Here is a 12,754-nt window from a genome sequence, read left to right as displayed (position 1 = left end):
GTCCGATTTCAAACAGATTCAGTGTATCAGTGTTGTCCGCAGAGGTCAAGAAAAAACACGAACGCATGGATGCAAAGTTGCACCCAACGTTCGTGTTTAGGCAGGAGGCGCTTCGTGCTGGCTCCAGTCGACGTTGACGAATTTATTGTATTCCTTCACAAAGGCCAGCTTGACGGTGCCGGTCGGGCCGTTCCGCTGCTTGGCGACGATGATTTCAATCATGTTCTGATCTTCGGTTTCCTTGTCGTAGTAGTCCTCACGGTAAAGGAACGAAACGATGTCGGCATCCTGCTCGATCGAGCCCGACTCCCGAAGGTCGGACATCATCGGGCGCTTGTCCTGCCGCTGTTCGACACCCCGTGAGAGCTGGGACAGGGCGATGACCGGAACCTGGAGTTCACGGGCAAGTCCCTTGAGTGAGCGGGAAATCTCGGACACTTCCTGCTGGCGGTTGTCCCGGGAGCTGCCGCTGCCCTGGATGAGCTGGAGATAGTCGATCATGATCATGCCGAGACCGTGCTCCTGCTTCAGCCGCCTGCATTTCGAGCGGATTTCGCCCACCCGGATCCCCGGGGTGTCGTCGATGAAAATCCCCGCGTTCGACAGGCTGCCCATCGCCATCGTGAGCTTCCGCCAGTCTTCCGCCTCCAGTGCCCCTGTCCGGAGCACTTGGGCATCTATATTGCCCTCTGCGCAGAGCATCCGCATGACGAGCTGGTCCGCGCCCATCTCCAGGCTGAAGATGGCGACGTTCTCGCCGGCCTTTGTCGCGACATTCTGCGACACGTTCAGCGCAAAGGCGGTCTTCCCGACGGACGGGCGGGCGGCGACGATGATCAGGTCATTGCGCTGAAACCCGGCTGTGATGTGGTCGAGGTCACGGAAACCGGTCGGAATCCCGGTCACGTCGCCCTTCCTTGTGTGGAGGAGTTCGATGTTGTCGTAGGTCTGGACGAGCACGTCCTTGATGTGCTTGAAGTCGCCCGAGTTTTTCCGGCTTGCGACCTCCATCATTTTTTTTTCGGCTTCGGCAAGGACATCTTCCACTTCGTCCTCGCGCGTGAAGCCGTCTTCCACGATGCCCGTCGCCGTACGGATGAGCCGGCGGAGGAGCGCCTTCTCCTCGACGATGCGGGCGTAGTACGTGACGTTTGCCGCCGTCGGGACGGTATGCGCCAATTCGGTCAGATAGGAGATTCCGCCTACGTCTTCGAGTTCTTTCTTTGCCGACAGCTCCTCGGTGACCGTGACGACGTCAATCGCCTCTCCGCGTTCGCTGAGGGTCACCATCGTCCGGAAGATCTTCTGGTGTGCCACCCGGTAGAAGTCGTCCGGGACGAGGGTCTCACCGGCCGTGATGAGCGCCTGGGGCTCCAGGAAGATGGCGCCGATGACCGACTGTTCGGCTTCGTTGTTATGCGGCGGGGTCCGGTCGAATGTTTCCATTGCGTTCTCCCTTACTCTTCCGTCACATGTACCTTGAGTGTCGCTATGACATCAGGGTGGAGCTTGACCGGAACGTTCGTGTAGCCGAGGGCCCGGATGGCATCCGGAAGTTCCATCTTCCGTTTATCGATCTTCATGCCGTGCTGCTTCTCGAGCGCGGAGGCGATCTGCTTGGATGTGATGGATCCGAACAGGCGCCCGCCCTCTCCGGACTTTGCCTTCAGACCGACGGTGACGGCCTCCAGCTTTTCTTTGAGGCGCTTCGCTTCGGCCAGTTCTTCGGCAGCATCCTTTTCGGCCCGTTTTTTCTGGCCTTCTAGTTTGCTGAGGTTTGCCGGGGTCGCTTCGACGGCCATATTGTTCTTGAACAGGAAATTCTGTGCGTAACCGACGGAGACTTCTTTGATCTCCCCTTTTTTCGCCGTGCCTTTGATATCTTTCAGGAAAATGACTTTCATTGATCGGTTCCCCCTTCTGTAGATTCATTTATGGCTTCCTTGAGCATGCTCAGTGCCTCTGCGATCGAGCCGGCTTCAAGCTGTGCGGCGGCATTCGTCAGATGCCCCCCGCCGCCGAGACGTTCGGTGATGACCTGGACATTCAGATCGCCGAGTGACCGGGCGCTGATGCCGATGCGCCCTTCAGGCCGGTCCGCCACGACAAACGAGGCGTTGACCCCTTTCATCGTCAGCAGCGTGTCAGCCGTCTGGGCGATGAGGACGGGGCTGTGAGGCTCGCCGTCTTCGCCGTGTGCGATCACAATGCCCTCGCCGAAGAACTCGACGGTGCGGATAATGTCCGCCCGCTCCAGATAGGTCGCGATGTCCTCGCGCATGAACCGCTGGATCAGGACTGTATCGGCCCCGTTTGAACGCAGGTAGGAAGCGGCCTCAAATGTCCTTGAGCCGGTCCGTAGGGTGAAGCTCTTCGTATCGACGATGATGCCCGCAAGCATCGAGGTCGCCTCGAGCATCGACAGCCTGTCGCCCTTCGGCTGGTATTCAAGGAGCTCGGTGATAAGTTCCGCAGTGGACGAGGCATAAGGTTCCATATAAACAAGCAGCGTATCTTCGATGAACTCCTCACCCCTGCGGTGATGGTCGATGACGACCGTCTTTTCCGCTTTCTGAAGAAGGCGTTCCTCGATGACGAAGCTTGGCTTATGCGTATCGACGATGACGAGCAGCGTGCGTTCTGTGATGAGCGAATGCGCCTCGTCCGGTGTGATGAAGTGACGGAACAGGTCGGGTTCGGACCGGATCTGTTCCATGAGCCGGGTGACGCTCGGATCGAGCTCGTCAAAATCGATGACGACGTAGCCTTCCACATTGTTCATCTGCGCCATGCGACGGACGCCGACCGACGCTCCGATCGCATCCATGTCCGGGAGCTTATGTCCCATGACGATGACTTTGTCGCTTTCTTGTATGAGGTCCCTCAGCGCATGGGAGATGACCCTTGCGCGCACGCGGGTGCGTTTCTCGACAGGATTGGTCTTGCCCCCGTAGAACTTCACGCGTCCGCTCGGCTGCTTGATCGCCACTTGGTCGCCGCCCCGTCCGAGGACGAGGTCAAGCCCAGACTGCGCCAGTTCCCCGAGCTCCGGCAGGGAACCGGAGTCCGCGCCGATTCCGACGCTGAGCGTGAGGGCGGAGCTTTCCCTGGCCGTTTCCTCTCGGATGGCGTCCAGGATGCGGAACTTATCCTTTTCCAGCTCATGAAGGATGGACTCGTTGAGCACGGCCAGGAACCGGTCCGAGCTGAACCGCTTCACATAGATGCCGTATTCGGCCCCCCAGTCGTTGATGAGCGTCGTGACCAGGCTGTTCAGCCGGCTCTTCGTCTGGTCGTCCATGCCGGACGCCAGTTCGTCGTAGTTGTCGACAAGAATCATGCCGAGGACGGTCCGGTCCGCATAATAAAGCGTTTCGATTTCGAGCTGCTCGGTGATGTCGAACAGATAAAACAGCTTCTCTTCCGGCTTGTGGACCACCTTGTATTTCCGGTTTCCGAGGGAGACGACGCCTTCATGCTCTGCGTCTTCTTTTGCAAAGCTCCGGAAGTCTTCCGATAGCCCAGACAGTTCCTCGCCGATGAGCGTGTCATACTCGAGAAGCTGGGTCATGAACGGGTTTGCCCATTCAATCGTAAACCGGTCGTCGACGAGCAGGATCCCGATCGGCATTTCGAGCAGTGCTTCCTCGCCGACCTTCTTCATCCGGTACGATAAGTTCTCGATGTGCCTCTCCGTCTCTTTGTAGGTTTTCTCCTCCATCCGCCAGGCGGCGGCCAGTGCGGCGGCCGCCACGACGGCGAACAGAACACCCGCCCATTCGCGGTAGGCCCAGATCGGCACCACGGCGGCCGCCGCGATGACGGTCAGGACAAGAAGCGGAATCCGTATTGGTCGTTGTCTGAAAAAAGTTCCCATTCGTCAGCCACTCACTTTCCTTTGCTTCCCGTGATGAACCCCCTGATGTTGAACCCGACATCAAGAATCCCGAGCAGGACGACAATCGGCGACAGCGGGATGGCGAGCAGCACCGCGGGCACGAACAACCATTTCGGTATGCCGGTTGCATGCACGGCGAACGCCAGAAGCGAAAGCCCCTGCATGAAGAACAGCACCCTGAGGATGAGCATGGCGTTGCCGATGATCAGGTAGCCCGTGGAGCCTGCCTCCGGCTTTGCCAGGAGCGAGACGATCAGGATGATCGCGTAGTAGAAGAGCAGGACGACCGGGAACTTCAGGTTGCGGAACTTCCCGAATTTCGGAACGTCCGTGCCGAGCTTTCTCATCAGCGGAAAAATGATCGAGACCGTGATGAACGCCGTCAGGTAGGATACGATGATGAACATGGAAGGGATGAGGGTCTGGACCATCAGGATCATCTGATTGACAATCTGGTCATAGTCATCCGGCAGCATATCGAACCTTTTCATCAGTTCGCCCGTCTGTTCATAGTACGCACGGAGTGAATCGGTCAGCTCCGAGATGATGTTGATGTTCATGAACGCCGCGGCGGCTGCGAACTGCAGGACGCCCATGATGAGGACGGCCAGGCCCGACGCCATGAAGATATATAGTTTTGTTTTGCCGGTCCGCACGCCGTCCCCGATGATAAATCCGACCGGTGCGTTGAGGAGGGCAAGCAACAGCCCGCCCGGACCGGCGATGAGGAATGAAAGGACGACCCCGGCAACCGAGACCGTCAGCGACGGACCCCGGCTGTATCTGGCCCCATAGAGGGCGAGCGGGAGCGGGATGACCAACACTGTGATCGCACCGATGACCGGCACGTAGTAGGTCAGTGCGGTCAACAGGGCGAACAGGGCGGCCATCATGGCTCCGAAGGTTAGCCTTCTCGCTTGATCGTTGCCCATTGTCAGCCTTCTTTCAAATTGGATGCCCATTGATAAGACAATGGAATCTTCCTCTCATTGTACCATGTTTCACATGCGGGACCAAAAAGGGACGGCAACCCGCAGCCGGTGCGGATTCCGTCCCCGATATGAAAAGGAAGCCCCGGCAGTGCCGGGGCTTCCTCGCTGTATTACCGCTCTTCCGAAGTGAATGGGAGAAGTCCCATGATCCGGGCGCGTTTGATAGCAACAGTAAGTTTACGCTGCCATTTCGCGCTTGTGCCCGTCACGCGGCGAGGGAGAATTTTCCCGCGCTCGGAGATGAACTTTTTAAGCAGATCGACATCTTTATAGTCGATGCGCGTAATGTTGTTGGAAGTAAAGTAGCAGACCTTGCGGCGTCTGCGTCCACGACGTGGTGCCATGCGATTCGCCTCCTTTTCCTGTTAGATGGATAGACGCTCCTTGATCAGAACGGCAGGTCGTCGTCCGATACTTCGATCGGTCCGCCGCCCGGCGTGAACGGATCCTCGTCGGTGCGTGTATAGTTATTTTGGTTCGGGGTTTGCCCCTGATAATATGGCTGCTGGTTCTGGTTCTGCTGGTTTCCGTAGGACGGTGCGCTCTGCTGGTTGCCATACGACGGTGCGCCGCCCTGCTGGCGGTCCGGCGAAGCGCCCCGCGGTTCCAGGAACTGGACGCTGTCCGCCACGACTTCCGTCATGAAGACGCGTTTTCCGTCCTGGCCGTCGAAACTGCTCGTCTCGATGCGGCCGTCGACGCCTGCGAGGCTGCCCTTGCGGAGGAAGTTGGCCACGTTCTCGGCCTGCTTTCTCCAGGTCACCACGTTGATGAAGTCCGCCTCGCGTTCCCCCCGCTGGTTCGTGAACGTGCGGTTCACGGCCAGGGTGAAACGGGTCATGGCGATGCCTGACTGGGTGTACTTCAATTCAGGATCCTTCGTCAACCTTCCGACTAGAACAACACGGTTGATCATCAGACAACAACCCCCTTTGTGATAGTCTGGCGTATCGTCAATTCATCAGTCTTCTTCGCGGATCGCGATGTGACGGATGATATCTTCGTTGATGTTCGCGAGACGCGTGAACTCATCGATCGCTTCGATAGGAGCGCTGAGCTTCACGATCTGGTAGATACCTTCACGGAAGTCGTTGATCTCGTAAGCGAGACGGCGCTTGCCCCATTCCTTCGACTCGATGATCTCCGCGCCGTTCGTGGAGAGGATTCCGTCAAAACGCTCAACAAGCGCTTTTTTCGCCTCGTCTTCGATCTTCGGCTGGATAATGTACATGATTTCGTACTTATTCATCAAGATGTCACCTCCTTGTGGACGTATGGCCCGGCCGCATTGCGGCGGGCAAGGAGTAAAATAATCAATTACTTACTCACATCGGTTTATTCTACCACAGGGCCTGTCCGATTTCAACCGGGAATCCGATAGGCAGGATGCATTTTATATGGCCGGTGATTTCGATTCAGCCGGACGAGTCTCCGGACTGTCTTGCAGTCCGCAGGGGCCCCGCGCGGGTGAGCATCCATCACGATGCCGCCTGCCGGCATTGCATGGCCACAATCTATTTTTCAAGCTTCCGGAAGTCCTTGGTTCATTTCCCGGGAAACTGAGTGCGGGATTGGTAGGGAAGGGGGCAGTCGAGTATGATTTAGATAGAGAGGAAATGACTTTTCCGAAGAAAGGAAAATGATCCATGGATTTTTCACAGCTGGAAGGGCGGAATCCGGACCGGGTGATTGAACTTGATCTGCCGAAGGTGGCGAAGGAAAGCCTGTGGCTGACCCTCCTGTCCGCGGTTATCCTGTTCCTGGCGAATGCCTTGCTTCACGGGGTTTTTCGGCAGGGCGGGTTTGAAGTGACTTTTTCACTAAAGGGCATCATCGTCGGAACACTCCTGTTCATCGCCGGCTATGCCGTGCTCATCGTCGTCCATGAGGCGTTCCATCTGCTCGGGTTCCGGCTGTTCGGCGGCGTGCCGTTCAAGGAGATGGCATTCGGCCTCAATCTGCAGGCAGGCATCGCCTATGCCACGACCAAAATTCCGTTGCATAACCGGGGAATGCGGAAAGCGCTTCTGCTGCCGCTCTGGATGACCGGCATCCTGCCCGCGGCGATCGGCCTCTGGACCGACAGCTATCTGGTGCTCTTCCTGTCTGCCTGGCTGATCGGCGGGGCGGCGGGGGACCTGGCGATGGACCGGGAGCTCAAGACCCTTCCCGGAGACTGGCTCATCCGCGACGACCCCGAAGAACCGAAGCTCTATGTGTTCAGCACGGACCCCGGTCCGGACGATAGATAAAATGAAAAGGCTTTGCGGGACCGTTCTCCGCAAAGCCTTTTCTTGTTGTCCGTCAAACGTTGAAGCGGAACAGCATGACGTCGCCGTCCTGCACGACGTATTCTTTCCCTTCAAGGCGGACCTTGCCCGCTTCCTTCGCAGCCGCCATCGAGCCGGCTTCGAGCAGGTCGTCATAGGATACCGTTTCCGCACGGATGAACCCGCGCTCGAAGTCGGTATGGATGACGCCCGCACACTGCGGCGCCTTCATGCCTTTGCGGAACGTCCAGGCGCGTACTTCCTTCTCGCCCGCGGTGAAATAGGTGGCCAGGCCGAGAAGCCGGTAAGATGCCCGGATGAGCTGGTCAAGCCCGGCTTCCCGGATGCCGAGTTCCTCGAGGAACATCGCCTTTTCCTCGTCGTCCAACTCGGCCATCTCTTCCTCGATTTTCGCACAGACGATGATCACTTCGGCGCCGTCTTCCTTCGCATATTCCCGCACCTTCTGCACGTACTCGTTGTCTTCCGGATCTGCAATTTCGTCCTCGGAGACGTTCGCCACGTACAGCATCGGCTTGATCGTGAGCAGGTTCATGCCTTTGATGATCTTTTTCTCGTCGTCCGTGAACTCAACGGAGCGTGCAGGCTTTTCATTCTCGAACGCTTCCTTGAGGCGCACGAGGATCGGCTCTTCCAGCATCGCTTCCTTGTCCTTGGACTTTACCATCTTGGACACCCGGACGAGGCGCTTGTCGACGCTTTCCAGGTCTGCGAGGATGAGCTCGAGATTGATGACTTCGATGTCATCGATCGGATCGACCTTCCCCGAGACGTGTGTGATGTTTTCGTCGGCAAAGCATCGGACAACCTGGCAGATGGCATCCACTTCACGGATGTGGGAAAGGAACTTATTCCCCAGGCCTTCGCCTTTGCTGGCCCCTTTGACGATGCCCGCGATGTCGGTGAATTCAAAGGCCGTCGGGACGGTCTTCTTTGGATTCACGAGTTCGGTCAGTTTCTGGAGCCGCTCGTCCGGCACTTCGACGATGCCGACGTTCGGGTCGATCGTGCAGAACGGATAGTTGGCCGCTTCCGCACCTGATTTCGTAATGGCGTTGAACAGTGTCGACTTCCCGACGTTCGGGAGCCCGACAATTCCGGCAGTTAATGCCATGGTTTTCCACAACCTTTCGATCTATGCAAATCAATACGGGGATCCCCCCGCTTCAAGACAGTTTCCACAACTTTTTCATTATAGGAAATTAAGGCCTGCCCTGTCCATCATTCGCCCGCATCCGCCCGCTCGAGAATCCGCTTGATCTTCTTCTCGAACTCCCTTCTCGGGATGAGGACGCTGTGCTGGCATCCGGTGCACTTGATCCGGATGTCCGCCCCCATCCGGATGACCTTCCATGCATTCGTTCCGCACGGGTGCTGCTTCTTCATCTCCACGACATCGCCGATGCCATACTGTTTGTTCTCCATCGCCGCCATTCACCTCCGGATCTGCAGGATTGCCGGACCATGAAGCCGTGTCATGAATCCGTACTTTTGGGCGATTCTTTGTCCACCATGACCATTTTCGGGTAGGCGGTTTCAATATGATTGTCTTCCAGGAACTGTTTCAGGTCTTTCCGGAGCTTGCGCTCGGCCGCAAACTGCATCATCGGGGCCGTTTCCGCGATGATCCGCAGGATGACTTCATGCGCTTCCAGTCTCTGCACGCCGAGCAGTTCCGGCGGCGACAGGATTTCCTCATACTCTTCCTTGCCCATGATTTCCGAGAGGAAGGACCGGATGAGCGACTCCGTTTCCTGCAGATCCGTCTCCCTGGCGATGCTGATGTCGATGATCGCGGTGGAGTTATAGATCGAGGAGTTTACGACTTCCGTGATCGATCCGTTCGGGATGATGTAGAGCTCACCCGTGGCCGTTTTGATCTTCGTCGTGCGGAGGCCGATCTCTTGCACGGTTCCCTCCGCTTCCCCGATCTTTACGTAATCCCCGACCGAGAACTGGTCTTCAAAAATAACGAAGAAGCCCGAGATGACATCCTTCACGAGGCTTTGTGCCCCGAAGCCGACGGCGAGACCGAGGACCCCTGCACCCGCCAGCAGTCCGGCAACGTTTATTTCAAAGATTGAAAGGATTGCCATGATGGCAGAAAAGTAGACCACATAGGCAAGGATATTCTCCAGCAGTTTGATGAGCGTCCGTTCACGCCGCTCCGAAGTCCGGATCGGCCCCTTCAGCTTGATGCTGAATGCCCGCCGGATGACCGTCTTCCCGATCCGGACGAAGAGGGCCGACAGAAGGATGATGACAAGGATCTTCAGCCCGATGAAGCCGACCCGGATCCATGTATCTTCGCTGAAGACCATTTCTTTAAATGAGTTGATCATATCAAATGTTTCTTTGACGTTTTCGCTTACTTCCTCTGAAACCGGCGTTTCCGGCTGCGCCATCCCAATCTACCTCCTTCTTTTAATCCTCGTATATCGTCTCATCTTTTTGCGTATACTTCCAAAAACACGCATGGAGGAAATGAGGATACTATGACGACCATCACGGCTCTATCCGTTCAGGAACGTTTCCATCACTCGGAACCGGGCTGCGCATGGCGCCTGTCCAGCGCCCTTCTTCGCCATGTGCCGTTTGGGCGTCAACCTGTCCGATTCGTCTGCATCGGCACAGACAGGTCAACGGGAGATTCATACGGACCGCTGACCGGCACTGCGCTGGGGGAACAGGCTGATTTCCCGTTTCCGCTCATCGGCACGCTTGAACAGCCGCTGCATGCCCTGAATCTCGAACAGAAGCTGAATCCCGTCGGGAACCCGGCGGACGTCTTCACGGTGGCCATCGATGCCTGCCTCGGCAAAGCCGCGAATATCGGCCAGATCATCGTGGAGGACCGGCCGCTCATGCCCGGACGGGCTGTCGGAAAATCACTGCCTCCGGTCGGCGACCTGTCCATCAAGGGCGTCGTCAACGCCGCGCTCGGAGACGGTCACGAGGCATTGAGGAATACCCGGCTGCATCTGCCGTTTATGATGAGCCGTCTGACCGCCCGTGCCATCCTACTCGCCTGGCACCGGCATGAATCCAAAGCCGTACAGGACGCCCGTCACAGCGGCAACGACTAGGATGCCCGGTATCAGGTTGGCGACGCGGATTTTTGTCAGGCCGATCAGGTTCAGGCCGATGGCGATGATCATCAGACCGCCGGTCGCCGTCATTTCCCGGATGAAGAACTGGAGCATGTCATCCGGAATGAATGCGCTGATCTGAGTGGAGAGAAGCGTAATGACTCCCTGATAGACGAATACCGGCACGGCGGCCAGGATGACACCGATCCCGAGAGTGGAACTGAGGATCAGCGCGGTGAATCCGTCGATGATGCCTTTAGCGATCAGGACATCATGGTCATTGCGCAGACCGCTGTCGATCGCACCGATGATGGCCATCGATCCGATCACGAAAATCATGGTGGCGGTGATGAACCCTTGGGAAATGCTGCCGAGGCTGCTTTCCTGTTTGCCTTTTCCCGCCTTTGATTCCATCCAGGCTCCGAACCGGTTGAGCCGGCCGTCCAGGTCGAACCATTCTCCGATTGCCGCCCCAAGCACGATGGATATGATGACGATGATGATCTGCGAGGTTGCAAAGCTCATTTGGACGCCGATCGCCAAGACAGCCAAAGCGATTGCATACGTCACCGTCTCTTTCACACGCTCGGGAATGTTGCTGAGGAATCTCCCAATGATTGAACCGATGATGATGAGTGCCACGTTGATGAGTGTTCCGAAAAGCACCATGGGAATTCCCCCGTTCCATTAAAAAATAGACCCGCCCTTCCTCTCGGGGGAAAAAGGGCGAGTGTCTGTTAATCCTGTTGTTCGAGAAGTTCAAGTATGCGCTCAAGATCCTCCTCGGAGAAAAAGTCGATTTCAATCTTTCCCCGATTCTTCGATTTCCGGATGGTGACACTCGTTCCGAAATAATCGCGCAGTTCCGATTCCTTTTCGGCGATGAAGATATCTTTCTTTTCTTTCTTCGTTTCACGTGGAACATTTTCGTTCATCCGCTGGACAAGTGCCTCGAGCTGGCGGACGTTCAGGCCATCCGCAGCCGTCTTCTGCGCAAGGGGAAGGATCTGGGCTTTTTTCTTCAGGCCGAGCAACGCCCTTCCGTGGCCCATCGTCAGCTTGCCGTCGGACAGCATGCCCCGCACCTCATCCGGGAGCGCGAGCAGGCGGATATGGTTTGCGATATGCGGCCGGCTCTTCCCGAGACGGAATGCGAGCTGTTCCTGGGTGAGTCCGAGGTTTTCCATCAGTTGACGGTAGGCTTCCGCTTCCTCAATCGGCGAGAGGTCCTCACGCTGGAGGTTCTCAAGGATTGCGAGTTCCATCATCTGCTGATCCGTCATCTCGCGGACCACGGCCGGGATCGTATCCAATCCGGCTTTCCCGGAAGCCCGGAAACGCCGTTCACCGACGACAATTTCATATTTCTTCCCTTTTTTGCGGACAATGATCGGCTGGAGAACACCATGTTCCCGGATGGAATCCGTCAGTTCGGCCAGGCCGGCCTCGTCGAATATCTTTCTCGGCTGATACGGATTCGGCTTCAGAAGTTTCAGGTCCAGCCGGTCCACATTCTCCGTCTGCTTCAGCGACTCTCCGGGGAAGAGTGCATTCAGCCCCTTACCTAACCCTTTCGCCATTGCGGATCACTTCCTTCGCCAATTCTAGGTACACTTCCGCACCGCGGGACCTCGGATCATAGACGATGATCGGTTCTCCATGGCTCGGAGCTTCGCTGAGCCGGACATTGCGGGCGATGATCGTGCTGAACACCTTGTCCTGGAAGTACTTTTTCACTTCTTCGATGACCTGGATGCCGAGGTTGGTCCGGGCATCGAACATCGTCAGCAGCACGCCGTCGATCATCAGCTCCTGATTGAGGTGTTTCTGGACAAGCCGGATGGTGCTGAGCAGCTGGCTCAGTCCTTCCAGCGCATAGTATTCGCATTGCACAGGGATGATCAGCCCGTCGGAAGCCGTCAGGGCATTGAGTGTGAGCAGGCCCAGCGACGGCGGACAGTCGATGATGATGTAATCGTAGTCATCCCGGATTTCATCCAGCGCGTGCTTCAGCCGGACTTCCCGGGAAATGGTCGACACCAGCTCAATCTCCGCTCCGGCAAGCGAGATGGTGGCCGGTATGATGCTGAGGTTGTCCACCGCCGTCGGAAGGACGGCGCTCCGGACCTCGGCATCGTCTATCAAAATATCGTAAATGCAGTTCTGGACATCGCCTTTGTTGATGCCAACGCCGCTCGTTGCGTTGCCCTGCGGATCGGTATCGATCAGCAGCACTTTCTTGCCGATATGAGCAAGGCACGCACTCAGGTTGACGGATGTCGTTGTTTTTCCGACACCGCCTTTCTGGTTGGCGATCGATATGATTCTTCCCACAATGCACCTGCTTTCCAACTGCTGTTGTTGCGGCAGTGAACCGGCACGGCCGGCTGTTTCACTTTCACGATTCTATTCTATCAAAAAACCCTTTGTTCTGCCTTTTGTCCAATGGCAAAAAACTCTTGCCCGGCAGCAGCCCGGCAAGAG

At 56.9% G+C, this 12,754-nt stretch carries 15 protein-coding genes; 2 read left to right on the top strand and 13 right to left on the bottom strand.

The window, feature by feature from the left end; genetic code table 11:
• Positions 1-96: 96 nt before the first annotated feature.
• From dnaB to rpsF, 7 genes are all read right to left on the bottom strand, one after another.
• Positions 97-1,446 (bottom strand): replicative DNA helicase, encoded by a 1,350-nt coding sequence (gene dnaB / locus B0B07_RS09510; RefSeq protein WP_076758519.1) that lies wholly within the window; start codon positions 1,444-1,446, stop codon positions 97-99.
• 11 nt (positions 1,447-1,457) lie between these two features.
• A complete protein-coding gene (gene rplI, locus B0B07_RS09505) occupies positions 1,458-1,904 on the bottom strand; it encodes a 50S ribosomal protein L9 (protein WP_076758517.1) in 447 nt (148 codons plus the stop codon).
• A complete protein-coding gene (locus B0B07_RS09500; RefSeq protein ID WP_076758515.1) occupies positions 1,901-3,877 on the bottom strand; it encodes a DHH family phosphoesterase in 1,977 nt (658 codons plus the stop codon). Before B0B07_RS09500 ends, rplI begins: the two co-directional genes overlap by 4 nt.
• Before the next feature lie 11 nt (positions 3,878-3,888).
• Positions 3,889-4,830, bottom strand: a complete 942-nt coding sequence (locus B0B07_RS09495) for a YybS family protein (protein ID WP_076758514.1) — start codon at positions 4,828-4,830, stop codon at positions 3,889-3,891.
• A gap of 170 nt (positions 4,831-5,000) precedes the next feature.
• The gene (rpsR, locus tag B0B07_RS09490; RefSeq protein ID WP_076758512.1) at positions 5,001-5,234 is read right to left on the bottom strand and encodes a 30S ribosomal protein S18; all 234 of its coding nucleotides are present in this window, start codon (positions 5,232-5,234) and stop codon (positions 5,001-5,003) included.
• A 44-nt stretch (positions 5,235-5,278) separates the two neighbouring features.
• A complete protein-coding gene (gene ssb / locus B0B07_RS09485; RefSeq protein ID WP_076758510.1) occupies positions 5,279-5,806 on the bottom strand; it encodes a single-stranded DNA-binding protein in 528 nt (175 codons plus the stop codon).
• A 45-nt stretch (positions 5,807-5,851) separates the two neighbouring features.
• Positions 5,852-6,139 (bottom strand): 30S ribosomal protein S6, encoded by a 288-nt coding sequence (rpsF, locus tag B0B07_RS09480; RefSeq protein ID WP_076758508.1) that lies wholly within the window; start codon positions 6,137-6,139, stop codon positions 5,852-5,854.
• Positions 6,140-6,536: 397 nt separating this feature from the next.
• Between rpsF and B0B07_RS09475 the strand changes: the two genes are divergently transcribed.
• Positions 6,537-7,142, top strand: a complete 606-nt coding sequence (locus tag B0B07_RS09475) for a DUF3267 domain-containing protein (RefSeq protein WP_076758507.1) — start codon at positions 6,537-6,539, stop codon at positions 7,140-7,142.
• A gap of 52 nt (positions 7,143-7,194) precedes the next feature.
• Here B0B07_RS09475 and ychF read toward each other — a convergent pair whose 3' ends face one another.
• From ychF to B0B07_RS09460, 3 genes are all read right to left on the bottom strand, one after another.
• Positions 7,195-8,295: a redox-regulated ATPase YchF gene (gene ychF, locus B0B07_RS09470; protein WP_076758505.1), complete on the bottom strand. Its 1,101-nt coding sequence runs from the start codon at positions 8,293-8,295 to the stop codon at positions 7,195-7,197.
• 107 nt (positions 8,296-8,402) lie between these two features.
• Positions 8,403-8,606 (bottom strand): DUF951 domain-containing protein, encoded by a 204-nt coding sequence (locus B0B07_RS09465; RefSeq protein WP_076758503.1) that lies wholly within the window; start codon positions 8,604-8,606, stop codon positions 8,403-8,405.
• Positions 8,607-8,656: 50 nt separating this feature from the next.
• The gene (locus tag B0B07_RS09460) at positions 8,657-9,586 is read right to left on the bottom strand and encodes a mechanosensitive ion channel family protein (protein WP_084186641.1); all 930 of its coding nucleotides are present in this window, start codon (positions 9,584-9,586) and stop codon (positions 8,657-8,659) included.
• Between the two features lie 90 nt (positions 9,587-9,676).
• On the opposite strand from B0B07_RS09460, the gene yyaC reads away from it, so the two are divergent.
• The gene (yyaC, locus tag B0B07_RS09455; RefSeq protein WP_076758501.1) at positions 9,677-10,267 is read left to right on the top strand and encodes a spore protease YyaC; all 591 of its coding nucleotides are present in this window, start codon (positions 9,677-9,679) and stop codon (positions 10,265-10,267) included.
• On the opposite strand, the gene B0B07_RS09450 is transcribed toward yyaC, so the two are convergent.
• From B0B07_RS09450 to B0B07_RS09440, 3 genes are all read right to left on the bottom strand, one after another.
• Complete coding sequence (locus B0B07_RS09450; protein WP_076758498.1) at positions 10,202-10,939, bottom strand: DUF554 domain-containing protein; 738 nt, start codon at positions 10,937-10,939, stop codon at positions 10,202-10,204. The two genes, yyaC and B0B07_RS09450, sit on opposite strands and share 66 nt — an antisense overlap.
• Positions 10,940-11,007: 68 nt before the next feature.
• Complete coding sequence (locus B0B07_RS09445; protein ID WP_076758496.1) at positions 11,008-11,850, bottom strand: ParB/RepB/Spo0J family partition protein; 843 nt, start codon at positions 11,848-11,850, stop codon at positions 11,008-11,010.
• Positions 11,831-12,604 (bottom strand): ParA family protein, encoded by a 774-nt coding sequence (locus B0B07_RS09440; protein WP_076758494.1) that lies wholly within the window; start codon positions 12,602-12,604, stop codon positions 11,831-11,833. The genes B0B07_RS09445 and B0B07_RS09440 overlap by 20 nt, the downstream gene beginning before the upstream one ends.
• Positions 12,605-12,754: the final 150 nt, after the last annotated feature.

Source organism: Edaphobacillus lindanitolerans (assembly GCF_900156305.1).
Lineage (GTDB): Bacteria > Bacillota > Bacilli > Bacillales_A > Planococcaceae > Bhargavaea > Bhargavaea lindanitolerans.
Note: the sequence above shows the minus strand (reverse complement) of the source record. Positions and strands in the feature narration are given on the sequence as shown.

Coding starts and splice junctions, on each gene's coding strand:
- dnaB (WP_076758519.1), bottom strand. CDS start 1,446: ATGGAAACATTCGACCGGACCCCGCCGCATAACAACGAAGCCGAACAG.
- rplI (WP_076758517.1), bottom strand. CDS start 1,904: ATGAAAGTCATTTTCCTGAAAGATATCAAAGGCACGGCGAAAAAAGGG.
- B0B07_RS09500 (WP_076758515.1), bottom strand. CDS start 3,877: ATGGGAACTTTTTTCAGACAACGACCAATACGGATTCCGCTTCTTGTC.
- B0B07_RS09495 (WP_076758514.1), bottom strand. CDS start 4,830: ATGGGCAACGATCAAGCGAGAAGGCTAACCTTCGGAGCCATGATGGCC.
- rpsR (WP_076758512.1), bottom strand. CDS start 5,234: ATGGCACCACGTCGTGGACGCAGACGCCGCAAGGTCTGCTACTTTACT.
- ssb (WP_076758510.1), bottom strand. CDS start 5,806: ATGATCAACCGTGTTGTTCTAGTCGGAAGGTTGACGAAGGATCCTGAA.
- rpsF (WP_076758508.1), bottom strand. CDS start 6,139: ATGAATAAGTACGAAATCATGTACATTATCCAGCCGAAGATCGAAGAC.
- B0B07_RS09475 (WP_076758507.1), top strand. CDS start 6,537: ATGGATTTTTCACAGCTGGAAGGGCGGAATCCGGACCGGGTGATTGAA.
- ychF (WP_076758505.1), bottom strand. CDS start 8,295: ATGGCATTAACTGCCGGAATTGTCGGGCTCCCGAACGTCGGGAAGTCG.
- B0B07_RS09465 (WP_076758503.1), bottom strand. CDS start 8,606: ATGGAGAACAAACAGTATGGCATCGGCGATGTCGTGGAGATGAAGAAG.
- B0B07_RS09460 (WP_084186641.1), bottom strand. CDS start 9,586: ATGGCGCAGCCGGAAACGCCGGTTTCAGAGGAAGTAAGCGAAAACGTC.
- yyaC (WP_076758501.1), top strand. CDS start 9,677: ATGACGACCATCACGGCTCTATCCGTTCAGGAACGTTTCCATCACTCG.
- B0B07_RS09450 (WP_076758498.1), bottom strand. CDS start 10,939: ATGGTGCTTTTCGGAACACTCATCAACGTGGCACTCATCATCATCGGT.
- B0B07_RS09445 (WP_076758496.1), bottom strand. CDS start 11,850: ATGGCGAAAGGGTTAGGTAAGGGGCTGAATGCACTCTTCCCCGGAGAG.